The sequence below is a fragment of the Rhodococcus sp. 06-156-4 genome (assembly GCF_002259345.1).
In the GTDB taxonomy this organism is placed as follows: Bacteria; Actinomycetota; Actinomycetes; order Mycobacteriales; family Mycobacteriaceae; genus Rhodococcoides; species Rhodococcoides fascians_E.
In genome coordinates this window covers 176471-193393 of sequence record NZ_NPGB01000039.1, presented here as the reverse complement: position 1 = coordinate 193393, position 16923 = coordinate 176471, and the positions used below count along the sequence as shown (strand labels likewise).

Sequence of the window (16923 nt, the reverse complement as noted above, 5' to 3'; positions counted from 1 at the left end):
GTAGCCGACATGCTGTGCTCGGCCGGTGAAGCCGAGCCGGGCACGTATCCTTGGGGACATGTCTTCGGCTGTTCCCTTGAATCTCGGTATCGCACGTCCGTCCGGCGACGGCGCACCTGCGTACTCCGGTGCCAAACGAGTCCTCCTCGCAGAGCCACGCGGCTACTGCGCTGGGGTGGACCGCGCCGTCGAGACGGTGGAGAAAGCGCTGGAGAAGCACGGTGCGCCCGTCTACGTCCGCAAGGAGATAGTGCACAACAGGCACGTCGTGGAGACGTTGGCGGACCGCGGCGCCGTCTTCGTCGAGGAGACCGACGAAGTTCCCGAGGGCTCTCTGCTCGTCTTCTCCGCGCACGGGGTGTCCCCGGCTGTGCACGCATCGGCGGCCGAGCGCCAGCTCCGCACCATCGACGCCACCTGCCCGCTGGTGACGAAGGTGCATCAGGAAGCCAAGCGCTTCGCCCGTGACGACTACGACATTCTGCTGATCGGTCACGAAGGACACGAAGAGGTCGAGGGCACAGCAGGCGAGGCTCCGGACCACGTTCAGCTCGTCGACGGCCCCGACTCGGTCGACAACGTCACCGTGCGCGACGAGAACAAGGTGATCTGGCTGTCCCAGACGACGCTCAGTGTCGACGAAACGATGATGACGGTTGCTCGCCTGCGCGAGAAGTTCCCGACGCTGCAGGATCCGCCGAGCGACGACATCTGCTACGCGACGCAGAACCGTCAGGTCGCCGTCAAGGCGATGGCACCCGAGTGCGACCTCGTCATCGTGGTGGGATCGAAGAACTCGTCCAACTCGGTGCGCCTCGTCGAGGTCGCACTGACGGCAGGCGCTCGCGCCAGCTACCTCGTCGACTACGCCAAGGAGGTGGACACCGCCTGGTTGGACGGCATCACCACCGTGGGCATCACCTCGGGCGCGTCGGTGCCGGAGATCCTGGTGCAGGGCGTCATCGAATTGCTCGCCGAGCACGGCTTCGGGGATGTTCAACCGGTCACCACGGCCAACGAAACCTTGGTGTTCTCCCTTCCCCGCGAGCTGCGCCCGGCGAAGGCCTGAGCCGGTTCCGGTCAGCCCCGATCGCGACGCCTCAGGCGTCTCCGCGATCGCGGTAGCGCACCTGCGGTACGGGATGCGGCGGGATGTGCGCGCCGCCTTGCGAAGCGGGTCGGGGTGTCGGAGTCGGTCTGGGTGTAGCTGCCGGCCTCGGTGTGGCAGCGCGAGGGGCCGAGTACGGGTCCACCTCGGGTGGCCGAGGAACCCGCGGGGGCTGTGACCTGGGGACGGGTCGGCGCGCGGGATCTGCAGCAGGCTGTTCGGTCCGCGCAGGCCGGTACGGATCAGCGGCCGGCCGATCGAGCAGAGGGTCGACGCGTTCGCGACGGCTCCTGCGACCCTCGCCTGCATCGGCACGTGTCGCGGTCACGGCTTCGCCGCGGCCGTGGGCAGCGCGAGTGTCGGCGCCCCGGCGCTCGGCAGCTCTGGTCTGCGTCCGCTGGCCGCCGTCTCGGGACGTCCGACGACTGTCCTGGGCCGCCCGGCGGTTGTCTTGTGCCGTCTGACGGTTGTCACGGGCGCGCTGGCGGGTTTCCTGCGCTCGGTCACGGATGGTTCGTTTGGCAGCGCCTGCCGGTGCGTGGCTCGCCTGCTTCTTCAGGAAGATGCGTGCCCCGCCGACCGCAAGGGCAAGTACCGTGCCGAGCAGCATCAGCGGGAACCGGTTGACCAGCGGAATCGCGACGTTCAGCAGAATGTCGCGCAGGCTCGTCCCTGCGTTCTCGATCATGAACTGATACGAGAGCGGCACAGCGACGAACAGAATCAGCGGTGCTTGCACCATCGCGGTGAACAACCCGCGGTAGCGCACCAGCACGACGGCAGCGACGGTGCCGACGATGTAGAAGGACGCGAAAGCCGACGTCAGTTCCGATCCGCGTGCAGCATCGATGGCGACACCGAGAAACGTCGCGCCGACGGCGATGGCCACTGCCCCCCAAGCAGGGACGCCGGGCACGGAAGCGAGAGCTGAACGTTGATCCAGCGGTACCCCGGAACGGGCACGTTGGGAGGTAGACACCCCTCGAGGTTAGCGGCTGTTCACCCCACCGCGTCGCTGACATGACCGAACTGCCCCCGAGAGTGCGACGAATCGGACGTTCTCGGGCGTTGATCGATCCGCTTCACGTCCACGACGTCCGCGTCGAACAGTTCCAGTTCGTGAAGCTTGCGGGCGGTGACGCCTACACGTGCGTCCACCGAGGACACCGTCGAGTTGAAGGAGTCGACGGCCTTGCCGAGATGCGATCCGAGCTTGTCGAGGTGCGAGGACACGACGCCGAGCCGGGTGTACAGCTCGCGTCCGAGCTGCTGGATACGAGCAGCGTCCTCGGCGAGTGATTCCTGCTTCCACGTGTACGCCACCGTCCGCAGCAGCGCGACCAAAGTGGTCGGGGTGGCAAGTATCACGTTCCGGGTGAAGGCGTACTCCAGAAGCGACGAATCGGATGTCAACGCTGCGTCGAGGAACGGGTCTCCGGGAACGAACAGAACGACGAACTCCGGCGTCGGCTCGAACGAACGCCAGTACTCCTTGGCCGCCAACTGATCGACGTGGGTCCTGAGGTGGCGTGCGTGACGCGTCATCGCTTTGCCGCGCCGCTCCGGGTCCTCCTCCTGCGCTGCGTCGAGGTAGGCGGCGAACGGAACCTTGGCGTCCACGACGATCTGCCGACCACCGGCGAGCCTGACGATCATGTCCGGACGAATCCCGTCCTTGGAGACCTGCGTGTCGAAGTCGCAGTGTTTGACCATGCCCGCCAGCTCGACCACACGCTCCAGCTGCATCTCACCCCACCGGCCGCGAATCTGCGGAGCCCGCAGCGCAGTGACCAACTGCGAAGTCTGGGTCGACAGCTGCACCGACGCACGGTGCATACCTGTCACCTGCTCGCTGAGCCCCGCGTAGGCGCGGATACGACTGTGTTCGACCTGGCGAACGTGCTCGGTCAACGCGTCGACAGCGTCGTGCAACGGCTCGACGAGATGCGAGACCTGCTGGCCGATGGCTCCCGAGTGTCTGCGTGCCGAGTCCTCGTTCACGGCAGCGAGAGACCGACGAAGAAGCGCCTCGTTGTCCCGCAACGCGGCCAACTGCGCTTCGGCTCGAACCGCGCGATTACCGGTGCGGGACGCGTGCAGCAGCCACCCGATGGCGGCCCCGACGAGCAGCGCCAGCATCATCCCGAGGGCAGTCAGAGCGTTCATGACGCCGATGATGCACGAGGGCACCGACACACCCGCCGTTCCGCAGGCTCCACTCCCGACCCTGTAGGTCGTTCCGCAGTCCGACGATTGCGGCACACAGTTCCGCCGGACGCTCCACTCCCGCCCCCCGGGTCGTTCCGCAGGCTCCACTCCCGCCGACAGGCCGCGCCACGTCACGGAGTTTGTCGGTAGGTGAAGTTAGCGTCTTGTTCCATGAGGATCCTGCACACGTCGGACTGGCACATCGGCCGCACGTTTCACGGCACCGATCTGCTTGCCGACCAGGCTGCTGCGTTGAGCGCCATTGCAGATCTGGTTGCCGAGCGCACTGTGGACGTCGTCGTCGTGCCGGGCGACATCTACGACAGGGCGGTGCCCAGCGCCGACGCTGTGCTCGTGTGCAACCGCGGGCTCGAGGCCATCCGTGCCGCGGGTGCGGTCATCGTCGCGACGTCGGGCAACCACGATTCGCCTGCACGCCTGGGCGCTGGGTCCGCGTTCGCCGCTGCAGGCGGGTTGCATCTGATGACCCGCGTGTCCGAGGTGGGCACACCGGTGCTGCTCGAGGACCGGTTCGGCCCCGTCGCGTTCTACGGCATCCCGTATCTCGAGCCGGAGACCACCCGCGGCGAGCTCGACATTCCGGGCGCACGTAGCCACGCCGAGGTGCTCGAGGCCGCGATGAGTCGAGTGACGGCAGACCTGGAGCAGAGACGCAGCAACGGTGATGCGGTGCGGTCGGTCGTACTGGCGCACGCGTTCGTCGTCGGCGGGGAAGCAACCGGCTCGGAACGGTCGATCTCCGTCGGCGGGGTGGAGACGGCGCCGGCATCGGCGTTCGACGGTGTGGACTACGTGGCGCTGGGTCACCTGCATTCTCCGCAGACTCTGACGGACCGGGTCCGCTACTCCGGGTCGCCGCTGCCGTATTCGTTCGGCGAGCGCAGCCACCGTAAGGCCGTCTGGATTCTCGATCTCGACGCTCAGGGTCTCGCCGACGTCGAACGCGTGGACCTTCCCATCGTTCGCGGACTGAGCCAGGTCCAGGGGACGGTCGAGGAACTGCTCACCGACGATCGCTTCACCGAGGCCGAGGATCATTACGTCTCTGCCGTGCTGACCGACGCCGTACGGCCGGTCGACGCGATGCGTTCCTTGCAGACGAGGTTTCCCCATGCAATTCACCTCGAATGGAAGCGTCCCGCAGACGATTCCACTGTTCGCTACCGTGACCGCGTGCGCGGCCGGACCGACAGCGAGATCATGGCCTCGTTCGTGACGGACATGCGCAGCGCGCCCAGTGCGTCGGAGATCCGCTTGCTCGAACGCGCCCTGGCCAGCGTTCAGCGAGACGAGGTCACAGCCGACGAGGCGACCGGCCAGTACGAGCTGTTCGGGAAGTCCGCGTGAGGCTGCATTCTCTGGAGATCACTGCATTCGGGCCGTTCGCCGGTACGGAGAAAGTGGATTTCGACGCTCTCGGAGCAGACGGGCTTTTTCTGCTGCACGGTCGTACCGGCGCCGGCAAGACCACTGTGCTCGACGCCGTTGCGTTCGCCCTGTACGGGACGGTGCCCGGTGCCAGGAAAGAAGGCAAGCGTCTGCTGTCCGATCACGCGGAGATCGGCGCCGTCCCCACGGTCACATTGGAAGCGACGTTGGGCGGCAGGCGGATTCGCATCGTTCGCAGCCCGGAGTTCCACCGCCCGAAGAAGCGCGGAACGGGCACCACGAAGCAGAACGCCAAGGCGTCGATGACGTGGCTGGACGGCAAGAGTCAGAACTTGACGCGGCTGGACGAGATCGGCGACGCCGTCGGCGCGGCTCTTGGTATGAGTGCGGATCAGTTCTTCCAGGTGGTGTTGCTTCCCCAGGGTGAGTTCGCCCGGTTCCTCCGGGCGGACAGCGACGAGCGCGGCAACTTGCTCGAGCGATTGTTCGACACGGCACGGTTCGGTGACATCGAGGAATGGTTCGCGGAGCAACGTCGTACCAGCGCCGCGGCTCTCGAATCGAGCCGGATTGCAACGGACAAACTACTGGGGCAGATTTCCACGGCGTCGGGCGTGGCGGAGGAGCTGGATCGACCGCCGGTGGAGTGGGCGGGCGACGTTCTCGAATCGGCGCGGCACGCATCGGTGGACGCTGCGCGCACGCTGGCCCTCGCCCGTGAGGTGTCCGAGTCGGCAACCAAAGAACTCGCGGCACTGGACGCAACTCGGCAACTGCAGACACGCAGAGAGCTGGCCCGGCAGCAGCTGGCGGAATTCCACGCCGCCGCGTCCGCGAGGGACGCACTCGCCAAGGAACTGGAGCAATCCGCAGCGGCAGGCCCCATCGCAGCTCTTGCCGCGGACTGCGCGCGTATCACCTCGGCGAGCGAGGCCGCGACGCGGGAATTCGACTCCGTCCGAACGCTGTTCGAGCGCACCGAAGGATCGACCGTCGTGCTCGACGCCCTGGCGGTGGATCGGTCGCCCGACGCCTCGGACACGCCCGAGGCCCGGGCCGTCGTCGCGGCAGCAGTACGGCAGTGGACGACGGAGGTCGCGGCCTTCGAAGAGCTTCGTGTGCTGACGCGCAAGGCCGACGCAGCGGACAGATCGGCTCGGTCTCTTCTGGCCGAGCACGCAGCCGTCGAGAAGAAGTCGAGCGCTCACCGCGCCGATCGCAACGTCCTGCCCGAGCAGATCGCTCAGGCCGAATCGTCGTTGCGCGCGGCCGTGCACGCGGCTGCCGAAGTGCCTGCGCTCGAGGCAGAGTGGTCTCGTATCACGAGCGCCGTGGAAGCAGCGATCGAACTCGCGAAGACTCGGAAGCGGCTCGTTGCTGCGGAGAAGGCGCATCACGTAGCGGTCGCGTCGTTCAACGATGCGCGCGCTCACACCCTGGACCTGCGCGAGCAACGGCTGTCCGGAATGGCCGCCGAGTTGGCGTCGAGCCTGGTCGACGGTGCGCCGTGCGGAGTGTGTGGGTCACTGTCGCATCCCGCGCCGACCCGCGCCGAGGAGTCGACCGTCACCAAGGACGACGAGGCGGACGCCGCAGCCAGCGAGCGTCGGGCGGGAACCATCGCCGAGAAGAAGGCGGAGGAGGTCACCGCCCTGCTGCGTACCCGCGACGTGCTGGTTCAGCAATCGGGAGACCGTGACAGCGCAGAGTTGGTCGCTTCCCTGGACAAGGTCTCCGTAGCGCTCCGATCCGCACGGACGGCCGCGGAGCAACGAGAGAGCCTGGACGCACGGCTGACGCACCTGCGCGGCGAGGATCAGAGACTCGCCGCCGCGATAGCCGATGAGCAGGCCGCGGCAGCAGGATTGAGTGCGCGGGCCGCGCAGATGGCCGACGACGTGGCGCAGATGAGAGCCACGATTGCCGCAGCCGTCGACGGGACGGAGGGAATCGACGCCGAGGTGAAGCGGCTGGAGACGCTCATCTCACTGTCGTCCGTCGTCGTCGAGCGGCGAGAGGAGGCTTCGCGCGCGCTCCTCGACATGGAGGACGTGACTCGAAGGCTGGATGCGCTGATCGCGGAGTCGGGCTTCTCGACTGCCCGCGAGGCTGCGGCCGCCGTGGTGTCTCCGGCGCGGGCGCAGTCCATCGAAAAGCAGCTCGCGCAAGCCAACGACATCCGCGCCCACGCCGAGCAAGTGCTCGCCGAACCCGCGATCGCGGCCGTCGCGAACCTCGACCCCGTCGACACCGCGGCGGCGCGGGTCGCCGTCGAGGACGCGCAAGTACGCTTGCATGCTGCCGTTGCCGAGCACGCCGAGTGCAAGCGGCGGGCCGAACAGTTGGAGGAGTTGACGGCAGGCTTGTGGGCGGCCATCGACCGTGCTGCGCCCATGCAGACCAAGCACGACGAACTCGCGGCACTCGCCGACGTAGTGGCCGGACGCGGTCAGAACTCGCGGAAGATGTCCCTCCGGTCGTACGTGTTGGCGTCGCGGTTGGAGGAGGTCGCGGAATCCGCGTCGGCGAGACTGCGTCGAATGTCCTCGGGCCGATACGATTTCGTCCACTCCGACGAGGCAGAATCGCGGGGTCGACGCGGTGGGCTCGGTCTCGACATCCGCGACGACTACACCGGTGCCGTGCGCTCGGCGAAGACTCTGTCCGGGGGTGAATCGTTTCTGGCCTCGCTGGCTTTGGCACTCGGCCTTGCCGACGTCGTCGCAGCGGAGAGCGGCGGTGTCGTCCTGGACACCATGTTCATCGACGAGGGCTTCGGCACGCTGGACGCCGACACCCTGGAATCGGTGATGGGAGTTCTGGACGAACTACGTGCAGGCGGCCGGGTGGTGGGCATTGTCAGCCACGTCGACGAGATGCGTCAACGCATCCCGACGCGCCTGCACGTCATTCGTGAGCGAGAGGGATCGAGGCTTCAGCTCTTCGCGGCGTCCTGATCCTTCTGTTTCTTCTCCTTGGAATCCTTGTTGACACCGTCCTCGTCGGTGACGAGATCCTCCGTGTCCGGAGCCTGTTCCTCGAGCTCCACTCGGTCTGATTCGTTGGAGTGCCTGTCGATCTGTTCCGACACGTAGCGGATCAGCACAGCTGCCACGGCTGCTGCGGGGACAGCCAGGAACGCGCCGATGATGCCGAAGACGGAACCACCGCCGGTGACCGCCAACAGAACGATCGCGGGATGCAGGTTCATGCTGCGGCTCTGCAGAATCGGTTGCAGCACATTACCTTCCAGTTGCTGCACCGCGATGATGATGACGAGCACGATGAGTGCCGTAGTCGGCCCGTTCGCGACGAGCGCGACCAACACGGCCAACGCACCTGCGACGAACGCACCGACGATCGGGATGAAGCCACCCAGGAACGTCAACGTCGCCAGCACCAGGGCCAGCGGCACGCCCAGAATGACCAAGCCGAGGCCGATGAAGAAGGCGTCGATCAGACTCACGATGGCCTGAGTGCGGATGAAGCCGCCGAGCGTCGCCCACATACGCGCGAGGACCTCGGCGAGGTGGCGACCAGCGCGGCCGCCGGCGATTCCGTGCAGCCACGGAATGAACCGGACGCCGTCCTTGACGAAGAAGAACGACAGAACGAGCACCAACGCGAGCGTGACGAGAATCGAACCCGCAGCGGAGACGCCGGTGAACACGCCCGAGGCGATCGCGGTGCCACTGTCCTGCAGTCGCGAGGTGATCGCCGACACGGCGTTGTCGATCTGCTCGTCCTGCAAGTTGACCGGCGGGCCCTTGAGCCAATCCTGAACCTGCGCGACGCCGTCGGTCGCCTTGTCCGCGAGTTCGGGTGCCGAGTCCACCACCGACGGCACGATCAACGTGATGATGCCGCCGATGACGAGGAAGAACACGACGAGTGCGGCAGTCGCGGACAACGCCGGAGGCAGCCCGACGCGCATCATCCATTTGGTCGGTGGCCACAGGACCGTCGCGACGATGATCGCGAGCAGAGCCGGCAGGATCACCACCCACAACGCCGAGATGAGCCAGCCGAGAACCCAGGCACCCGCCGAGACGGACACCAGGATCAGCGACCATTTCGCCAACCAGATTCCGCCGACACCGATGAGGTCGCCACGATCACGCCCCGGTTTCACTTCGGGCGCTGTCTTGTCCGTCACGCTGCACGTTCCTTCCGTCGCCCCGCCGCTCGGTGCATCGTTCGATCCACTCGAGTGACCTTAACGTTTCATGACTCCACTCCCGCTCCCCTGGTCATTCCGCAGGCTCCACTCCTGCCTCCCCTGGTCATTCCGCAGGCTCCACTCCTGCCTTCACCGGTCATTCCGCAGGCTCCACTCCTGCTTCCCTGGTCATTCCGCAGGCTCCACTCCTGCTTCCCTGGTCATTCCGCAGGCTCCACTCCTGCTTCGTGTGTCAGGAGCCATTCCTTCGCCGGCAGACCCCATCTGAATCCGCCGAGCGCGCCGCCGATTCGGAACACTCGGTGGCACGGCACGAACAGTGCGGCAGCATTGCGCGCGCAGGCGGACGCAGCCCCTCGAATTGCCGCCGGGCGCCCGGCCATTTCCGCGAATTGCGAGTACGTCACCGGCGACCCGGCAGGCACTGTCCGCAGAACCTTCCAGGCGTGGACCAGAAATTCTCCCGACTGTTGCGATACCGGTACGTCGTCGATGGCGTGCACGTCGCCGCGGTGATAGGCGTCGACGGCTGCGGTCACGCTGCCGAGCGTCGAGGCCTGCCGAAGATCGGTAGGCCGGAGACTTGCGTGGATCAGCGGGACCAGATTGTCGATCGAGTCCGTCCATCCGGCGGCGAGCACCGACCCCGCGTCGTCGACGACGGTCGTGAACGGGCCGATCGGGGTGTCGATCATGGCGAACGATGCAGTCATGCTGCTCTCCTTGTCAGGGCGATGTTCCACAGGTGCATGGAGACGTAGGACCGCCACGGCGCCCAGCGGTCCGAGTCCTTCAGCGAAAGTCCGAGTGCCTCGGCGCCCTGGCGGACGACGAGATCGGTGTCGAGCAATACATCCGGGTCGGCGAGAGTGCGCATGACGACGTACCGCGCCGTCCACGGGCCGATCCCTTTGAGCGCGAGCAAGTCCCGTTCCAGCTCCTCGGCCGGCCGGGCCGGATGAAGGACGATCTTGCCCGACGCCACCGCATCGGCGACGCCGATGATCGAACTGACCCGTGCACGCGGGCCGGTGAGTACCTCGTGTCCGCGTTCGGCGATGACGGCCGCGCTGGGAAACAACCGCGTGACGGTGCCGCCGAGTGGATCCTCGATGTGGTCGCCGAGCGCGTCGACCAGGCGCGCGGTGTGGGTGGCGGCGGCGCGTAGTGAGATCTGCTGCCCGATCATGGTGCGCAGCAACAGTTCCTCACCGTCGATGCTGCCGGGCGCTCGCATCCCGCGGTGTGCGGCGATGTTCGACGCCAATGCCTGGTCCTCGGACAGCGCGGAGTCGACGGCTTCGGGGTCGGCGTCCAGATCGAGCAGGTGACGGATCCGGGCGACGGCGGGGGCGAGGTCTCGCATGTCCATCAGGCTCAGCGTTGCCTCGACGTACCCGTCGACGAAGCGCATCCCGACGACGGCGTGACCGTGGGGGAGACGCAGTGACCGCCGGTAGAGGCCGTTCTCGAACGATTCGATGCCGGGTACCGCGTGGCCTTCGAGGAACCACTCGAGCCACCCGGTGTCCAGCGGCTGCCGATAGGGGAGTCTCACCGACACGGTTCCGTTGGACGAGATGGTCTTTCGGCGAGTCGCTTCGTCGCGCAACGTCGTGGGGTTGACGGCGAATACTTCCCGAACGGTGTCGTTGAACTGCCTGATGCTCGAGAACCCCGATGCGAATGCGATGTCGCTCATCGACATGTCGGTCGTCTGGATCAGGGTGCGGGCGGTGTGGGCGCGGTGGGCCCTGGCCAGCGCGAGCGGGCCCGCGCCGATCTCTGTGGTCAGCACCCGCGTCAACTGCCGGGTCGAGTACCCGAGGGTATCGGCGAGGGCGTCGACGCCACCGCGCTCCACCGCGCCGTCGGAAATCAAGCGCATGGCGCGCGACGTCAGATCCGAGTGGATGTTCCATCGCGGTGAGCCGGGGGTGGCGTCGGGTTGACAGCGTCGACACGCACGGTATCCCTCGTGTTGCGCGGCGGCAGCGGTCGGAACGAACGTGACGTTCTGTGCCTTGGGGGTGGTCGCCGGGCACGACGGGCGACAGTAGATGCCCGTCGTGCGCACGGCAGTGAAGAACTGCCCGTCGAAACGGGTGTCTCGTGCCGAGACGGCGCGGTAACACCGGTCGAAGTCCAATTCCATGGACTCCACTGTGTCACCGCGCCCCCTGTGGTCGCTAGCGGGAATCGGACACGCATGTACGACGCCAGTTCACCTCAACAGCAGCGGGCGCCGGGGTTCGTGTCGGCGTCGGCGTAGCGGTCCCGCCAGAACTGACGTTCGGACGGAACCGGTTCGCCGGGGTGGACCCGCTGCATGTGGGCGACGTAGCGCTCGTAGTCCTTGTCGCCCATCACCGAGGTGATCCACCACAGAAGTCCGCGCATGTCAGTGATGCCCTGCGTGCGCCGCACCCGGTGCGCGGACGGTGCCGTCGGCGATGAGCTTGTCCCATTCGCCCTGGATTTCCTTCTCTGCCGCGGTCTGGACGAAGCCTGCGGGTCCGAAGATCTTCGACGGAACCTCGGGTTCTTCGTTGTCCGGGAGTCCGCCTGCTCGAACAGCCTTGATGCAGACCAGAATGCCGGCTGCGGCGACGATGATGACCAGCACGGCGAAGATGATCGACAACGTTCCCTGGATGAACGTGTTCCTGATGACGGCGTCGATTGCTTCGGCGGACTTGGCGCTGCCGAATTCGGTGAGGCCCTGGTTCTTGGCGTCGACGAACTGGGAGTGCTGCGCCCAGTATCCGATGGCGGGCACCGACGAGAAGATCTTCTGGTACGACGCGGTCATCGTCACGATGAGGTCCCAGGCAAGGGGGACACCGGGAATCCAGGCCCACTTGAACAGGCCGCGCTTCATCACGATGGTCAGGACCACCGTCAAGGCGATCGCGGCGAGCAACTGATTTGCGATGCCGAAGAGCGGGAACAGCGTGTTGATGCCGCCGAGCGGGTCGGTGACGCCCATGAGAAGGATTGCGCCCCACGCTGCGACGACGATGAACGAGCACACCCATGCGCCGGGTCGCCACGACGGGTCCTTGAACTTCTTGGCCGACGAGCCGGGCAGGTTGCCGATGCTGTCGGAGAGCATGAAGCGTGCAACGCGCGTGCCTGCGTCGACCGTCGTGAGAATGAACAGTGCCTCGAACATGATCGCGAAGTGGTACCAGAACGACTTGAGGCTTTCGCCGCCGAAGACCTGATGCAGCACCTCGGACATACCGAATGCGAGCGTCGGTGCACCACCGGTGCGGGAAATGATCGATTCTTCGCCGACGTCGGATGCCGCCTGGCTCAATTCCGCTGCGGTGATGTCCCCGCCGCTCAAGCCGAGCCCGTTGACGTAGTCCGCCGCGGTTTCCGGGGTTCCGCCGGTGAGCGTCGCCGGAGCGTTGAGCGCGAAGTAGATGTGCTGATCGAGAACACAGGCGGTGACGAGCGCCATGATCGCGACGAAGGATTCGGTGAGCATGCCGCCGTAGCCGATCATCCGCATCTGCTTTTCCTTCTCCAGCAGCTTCGGAGTGGTGCCGGAGCAGATGAGGGCGTGGAACCCGGACAGGGCGCCGCAGGCGATGGTGATGAACAGGAACGGGAACAGCGAGCCGGAGAACGCAGGACCGTTGCCCTCGGTGGCGAACGACGTCATCGCGGGCATCTGGATCTCGGGCCGTGCGATGAGGATGCCGACGGCCAGCAGTGCAATGGTGCCGACCTTCATGAACGTGGACAGGTAGTCACGCGGAGCGAGAAGCAGCCACACCGGCAGGATCGAGGCGGCGAGGCCGTATCCGATCAGGCACCAGGCGACGGTGACCTTCGAGAGAGTGAACCAATCGGTGCCCCATTCGGTTTCCGCGACCCAGCCGCCGGCGACGATGGCGAACAGCAGCAGCACGACGCCGATCAACGACACCTCGGACACCTTGCCGGGACGCAGGTAGCGCAGGTAGACGCCCATGAACAACGCGATGGGGATGGTCAGTGCGATGGAGAAGACGCCCCACGGGCTCTCCGCGAGAGCGTTGACGACCACCAGCGCGAGCACGGCGATGATGATGATCATGATGACGAAGACGCCGATGAGTGCCGCGGTGCCGCCGACCACTCCCAGCTCGTCGCGGGCCATCTGGCCGAGGCTGCGGCCCCGGCGTCGCGTCGAGATCCACAGGACGAGGAAATCCTGCACGGCACCGGCGAACACGACGCCGATGATGATCCACATCGTGCCCGGAAGGTAGCCCATCTGAGCGGCCAGAACAGGGCCGACGAGGGGGCCTGCACCGGCGATCGCGGCGAAGTGGTGACCGAAGAGCACCCGCCGATCCGTCGGCATGTAGTCCTTGCCGTTCTCGAGGATCTCGGCTGGCGTGGCTCGGTCGTCGCGAGGGAAGACGATCTTACGCTCGATCAACCGTGCGTAGAACCGGAACGCGATGATGTAGGTGCAGACCGCTGCGATCACGAACCACACCGCATTGGGGTTCTCGCCTCGGACGATCGCGACGACCGTCCAGGCCACACCACCGAGCAATCCGATGAGGACGAACAGGACGCGTTTGGCGGGAGTCATCGGAGATTTGTCGACTACTCCGACCGGGGGCAGATCCGCATCGGTCTTCAACAACTCGATGTTCGGATCGTCTGCCGCTTTCAAAGCCATGGGGACCGCTTTCAGCATTCGCGAATGTGACAGCGATCACCCTAGACGCTCCTGGTGACAGCCCGGCCATATTCCGGTGTAGCTGCGGTCAATGGTTCAGATCCTGCGCCGAACGGGAGAAGCGCCGTGGGCGGACGTCAGCCGCCCAGTGCGTCGTCGACCGCTCGCGCGCTCAGTACCTGGTCCAATACCATTGCCGCGCTACCTATGACGCCGGAGTAGTCGCCGTGTGTCGTCGCTTGAATGGTCAAAGCCTTGGTGGCCAGCGCCGTCGCATTTCCGTAGACGGTCTCACGTAACCCGGCGACGAAGATGTCGTAGGCCTTGGCCATGTCTCCGCCGACGATGAGGACCTCGGGGTTGAGTAGGTTCACGGCGCCTGCCAGCGTCTCGCCGATGTGGCGGCCGCTGTCGCGAATGAGCCGACGCGCCTCGGGGTCGCCGCTCACCGCCAGGTCGACGACGCCTCGAATGTGGCCGACGCTTCTGCCTTGTTCCTGCAATGCGCGTACCAGTGCCCAGCCGCCTGCGATGGCTTCCAGGCAGCCGCTGTCTCCGCAGCGACATGCGACTCCGGCCGCGGCGGAGGTTTTGGTGTGGCCGAATTCTCCTGCTGCGCCGAGTGATCCGCGCTGCAGTTCGCCGCCGGCGACAATCCCCGCGCCGAGACCCGTCGACGCCTTGACCAGCAGCGCATTCGTGAATCGATGCCGGTTGTCGCGGCGTTCGGCCAGCACCATCGCGTTGGCGTCGTTGTCGAGAAAGACCGGCGCGTCGGTCGTGTCGGCGAAGAACGGTGCGAGGGGAACTCCGTCCCAGCCGTGCATGATCGGGGAGTCGAGACTGCACCCACGAGCGGTGTCCGCGGTGCCGGGGATGGACAGGCCGACTCCGAGAATGCGGTGATCGCTGCGTGCAGCGTCGTCGACGAGCGCTTCCAGTCGCTTGGTGATCTGCGGCATCAACTCGTCCGGTCCGATGCCGATCTCCTGGTCGACGGTGTCGCCGAGGAGGAATTCGCCACCGAGGGTGAACACGCCCAATTGTGAACGACTTCGGCCGATGGCTGCAGCGAGCACGATTCCCGCGTCGACGTCGAACGACAACCGGGCAGGTGGCCTGCCCCCGGTCGAGAGAGTGTCCTCGGTTTCGACGATCAATCCGAGTGTGGTGAGCGCAGTGACGCGTGCGGCGACGGCCGATCGCGACAGGCCGGTCGTCTTTCCGAGGTCCGCTCGGGTGTCGGCATCACCGTCACGGATCAGCGCGAACATCTCACCTGCTGTCGCAGGTGGAGCACTTGCACGTGACATTCGCATATACGTCATTCAACCAATCCGCAACCGTTGCGGCAACAACGCAAGATCGCGGACTTAGGGCTTTGAAAAACGTAAGTTGGGTTGTCGTGACGCGTAAGTGCCTCTAGTCTGAATCGTGAAAGACCGAACAGGGAGACACCTCATGGACACCATCCACCCGGTCCTGCGTCAGGTCACCGACCGCATCGCAGCCCGCAGCCAGTCCGCCCGGGCCACCTACCTCGATCGCATCGCCGCAGCAGGAAGTCGAGGCCCCGCTCGCGGGCGGCTTGCCTGCGCCAACATCGCCCACGGTTTCGCCGCGTCGGGAAAAGCCGACAAGCAAGCCCTGCGCGGCATGGTGAAGCCGAACATCGCCATCGTGTCCGCGTACAACGACATGCTCTCGGCGCACAAGCCGTTCGAGACCTACCCGGCTGCACTCAAGGCCGCTGTCATCGAAGCAGGCGGAATCGCGCAGTTCGCCGGGGGAGTGCCCGCGATGTGCGACGGCATCACCCAGGGCCGCGACGGGATGCAACTCTCGCTCTTCAGTCGTGACATCATCGCGATGTCCACCGCAATTGCGCTGTCGCACGACATGTTCGACGCCACCCTCATGCTGGGCGTGTGCGACAAGATCGTGCCAGGAATGCTCATGGGCGCCTTGAGCTTCGGCCACCTGCCCGCCGTGTTCGTCCCCGCGGGCCCGATGACCTCCGGACTTCCCAACGGCGAGAAGGCGAAAGCTCGCCAGCTCTACGCCGAAGGCAAGGTGGGACGAGAAGCGTTGCTGGACGCGGAGGCGGCGTCGTACCACGGCAGTGGCACGTGCACGTTCTTCGGAACTGCGAATTCCAATCAGTTGCTGATGGAGGTCATGGGTCTGCACCTACCCGGCTCGTCCTTCGTCAATCCCGGAACCCCGTTGCGCGACGCCCTGACTCGCGAAGCCGCCCATGTCGTCACCGGTCTGACCGATCTCGGTGAGAACTACACACCGGTCGGCGAAATCGTCGACGAGAAGGCGATCGTCAACGGCTGTGTTGCACTCCTGGCCACCGGCGGCTCGACCAACCACACCATGCACCTCGTTGCGATCGCCCGCGCCGCCGGTATCACGCTGACCTGGCAAGACCTGTCGGATCTATCGGCTGTCGTGCCACTGATGGCACGGATCTACCCCAACGGCAAGGCGGACGTGAACCACTTCCACGCCGCAGGCGGCCTCGGTTTCGTGATCGGTTCGCTTCTCGATGCCGGTCTGATGCACGACGACGTGAAAACCATTGCGGGATTCGGTCTTCGGCGTTACACGCAGGAACCCAAGCTCGACGGCGAGGGTGTGATGTGGCACGACGGTACGCGAATGAGCCACGACGACAGTGTGCTTCGCGGCGCCGACGAACCGTTCAGCGCCGACGGCGGCCTGAAGATGCTGACCGGCCCGATCGGAAAGAGCGTCATCAAGACCTCCGCGCTGGCGGCCGAGCACCGCGTGGTCACCGCGCCCGCGAAGGTGTTCGACGACCAGGCGGACTTCCTCGCAGCGTTCGACGCAGGAGATCTGGAAGGCGACTTCGTCGCAGTGCTGCGTTACCAGGGGCCGCAGGCCAACGGAATGCCTGAACTACACAAGCTGACGCCGGCCTTGGGAATCCTGCAGGATCGCGGCTACCGCGTCGCGCTCATCACCGACGGGCGCATGTCCGGAGCGTCCGGGAAAGTTCCTGCAGCAATTCATCTCACGCCCGAAGCAGCCAGTGGGGGTGCGATCGCGAAGATCGAGGACGGTGACATGATCACCCTCGACTCCGTCGCCGGAACGCTCGACATCGACGTGCCACTCGCGGACTTCGAGGTCAGAGTGGTCACCGGCCGGGCGCCGGCGCAGGACGAATGGGTCTCCACCGGCCGAGACCTGTTCTCCGGCATGCGCGCACTCGTCGGCCCCGCCGACGAAGGCGCCATGTTCGTGATGCGCTGACAGTTCCGCCGTTCAGAAGACCCGACGCACAGAAGAAGGACTACA

Annotated in this window: 12 protein-coding genes; 4 read left to right on the top strand and 8 right to left on the bottom strand. The window is 65.9% G+C overall.

What is annotated here, in order from left to right; all coding sequences use genetic code 11:
• The first annotated feature begins 58 nt into the window (after nt 1-58).
• Nucleotides 59-1069 (top strand): 4-hydroxy-3-methylbut-2-enyl diphosphate reductase, encoded by a 1011-nt coding sequence (locus tag CH290_RS29650; RefSeq protein ID WP_019665461.1) that lies wholly within the window; start codon nt 59-61, stop codon nt 1067-1069.
• Nucleotides 1070-1100: 31 nt separating this feature from the next.
• On the opposite strand, the gene CH290_RS29645 is transcribed toward CH290_RS29650, so the two are convergent.
• Together CH290_RS29645 and CH290_RS29640 are read right to left on the bottom strand one after the other, a co-directional pair.
• Entirely contained in the window at nt 1101-2087 is a 987-nt protein-coding gene (locus CH290_RS29645) for a DUF6542 domain-containing protein (RefSeq protein WP_176460159.1), read from the bottom strand.
• Between the two features lie 20 nt (nt 2088-2107).
• Complete coding sequence (locus tag CH290_RS29640) at nt 2108-3274, bottom strand: DNA recombination protein RmuC (protein WP_033190242.1); 1167 nt, start codon at nt 3272-3274, stop codon at nt 2108-2110.
• Nucleotides 3275-3487: 213 nt separating this feature from the next.
• On the opposite strand from CH290_RS29640, the gene CH290_RS29635 reads away from it, so the two are divergent.
• Both CH290_RS29635 and CH290_RS29630 read left to right on the top strand, forming a co-directional pair.
• Nucleotides 3488-4684 (top strand): metallophosphoesterase family protein, encoded by a 1197-nt coding sequence (locus tag CH290_RS29635; RefSeq protein ID WP_020112637.1) that lies wholly within the window; start codon nt 3488-3490, stop codon nt 4682-4684.
• Nucleotides 4681-7683 (top strand): AAA family ATPase, encoded by a 3003-nt coding sequence (locus CH290_RS29630; RefSeq protein ID WP_020112636.1) that lies wholly within the window; start codon nt 4681-4683, stop codon nt 7681-7683. Before CH290_RS29635 ends, CH290_RS29630 begins: the two co-directional genes overlap by 4 nt.
• Here CH290_RS29630 and CH290_RS29625 read toward each other — a convergent pair.
• From CH290_RS29625 to CH290_RS29600, 6 genes are all read right to left on the bottom strand, one after another.
• Entirely contained in the window at nt 7662-8882 is a 1221-nt protein-coding gene (locus tag CH290_RS29625) for an AI-2E family transporter (RefSeq protein WP_019665456.1), read from the bottom strand. The two genes, CH290_RS29630 and CH290_RS29625, sit on opposite strands and share 22 nt — an antisense overlap.
• Nucleotides 8883-9106: 224 nt before the next feature.
• Nucleotides 9107-9619 (bottom strand): methylated-DNA--[protein]-cysteine S-methyltransferase, encoded by a 513-nt coding sequence (locus CH290_RS29620; RefSeq protein ID WP_094628389.1) that lies wholly within the window; start codon nt 9617-9619, stop codon nt 9107-9109.
• Nucleotides 9616-11061, bottom strand: a complete 1446-nt coding sequence (locus CH290_RS29615; protein WP_033188098.1) for a DNA-3-methyladenine glycosylase 2 family protein — start codon at nt 11059-11061, stop codon at nt 9616-9618. Before CH290_RS29615 ends, CH290_RS29620 begins: the two co-directional genes overlap by 4 nt.
• A gap of 74 nt (nt 11062-11135) precedes the next feature.
• Entirely contained in the window at nt 11136-11306 is a 171-nt protein-coding gene (locus tag CH290_RS29610) for a YbdD/YjiX family protein (RefSeq protein WP_371828032.1), read from the bottom strand.
• A gap of 1 nt (nt 11307) precedes the next feature.
• Nucleotides 11308-13593, bottom strand: coding sequence for a carbon starvation CstA family protein (locus CH290_RS29605; protein WP_033188099.1), 2286 nt, complete (start codon nt 13591-13593; stop codon nt 11308-11310).
• Between the two features lie 137 nt (nt 13594-13730).
• Complete coding sequence (locus CH290_RS29600; protein ID WP_020112630.1) at nt 13731-14906, bottom strand: ROK family protein; 1176 nt, start codon at nt 14904-14906, stop codon at nt 13731-13733.
• A 148-nt stretch (nt 14907-15054) separates the two neighbouring features.
• On the opposite strand from CH290_RS29600, the gene edd reads away from it, so the two are divergent.
• A complete protein-coding gene (gene edd / locus CH290_RS29595) occupies nt 15055-16878 on the top strand; it encodes a phosphogluconate dehydratase (protein WP_033188033.1) in 1824 nt (607 codons plus the stop codon).
• Nucleotides 16879-16923: the final 45 nt, after the last annotated feature.

What these genes read in the sequence shown, in the direction of transcription:
- CH290_RS29620 (WP_094628389.1), bottom strand. Translation starts at nt 9,619, where the DNA reads ATGACTGCATCGTTCGCCATGATCGACACCCCGATCGGCCCGTTCACG.
- CH290_RS29605 (WP_033188099.1), bottom strand. Translation starts at nt 13,593, where the DNA reads ATGGCTTTGAAAGCGGCAGACGATCCGAACATCGAGTTGTTGAAGACC.
- CH290_RS29610 (WP_371828032.1), bottom strand. Translation starts at nt 11,306, where the DNA reads ATGCGCGGACTTCTGTGGTGGATCACCTCGGTGATGGGCGACAAGGAC.
- CH290_RS29600 (WP_020112630.1), bottom strand. Translation starts at nt 14,906, where the DNA reads ATGTCACGTGCAAGTGCTCCACCTGCGACAGCAGGTGAGATGTTCGCG.
- CH290_RS29635 (WP_020112637.1), top strand. Translation starts at nt 3,488, where the DNA reads ATGAGGATCCTGCACACGTCGGACTGGCACATCGGCCGCACGTTTCAC.
- CH290_RS29650 (WP_019665461.1), top strand. Translation starts at nt 59, where the DNA reads ATGTCTTCGGCTGTTCCCTTGAATCTCGGTATCGCACGTCCGTCCGGC.
- CH290_RS29640 (WP_033190242.1), bottom strand. Translation starts at nt 3,274, where the DNA reads ATGAACGCTCTGACTGCCCTCGGGATGATGCTGGCGCTGCTCGTCGGG.
- CH290_RS29615 (WP_033188098.1), bottom strand. Translation starts at nt 11,061, where the DNA reads ATGGAATTGGACTTCGACCGGTGTTACCGCGCCGTCTCGGCACGAGAC.
- edd (WP_033188033.1), top strand. Translation starts at nt 15,055, where the DNA reads ATGGACACCATCCACCCGGTCCTGCGTCAGGTCACCGACCGCATCGCA.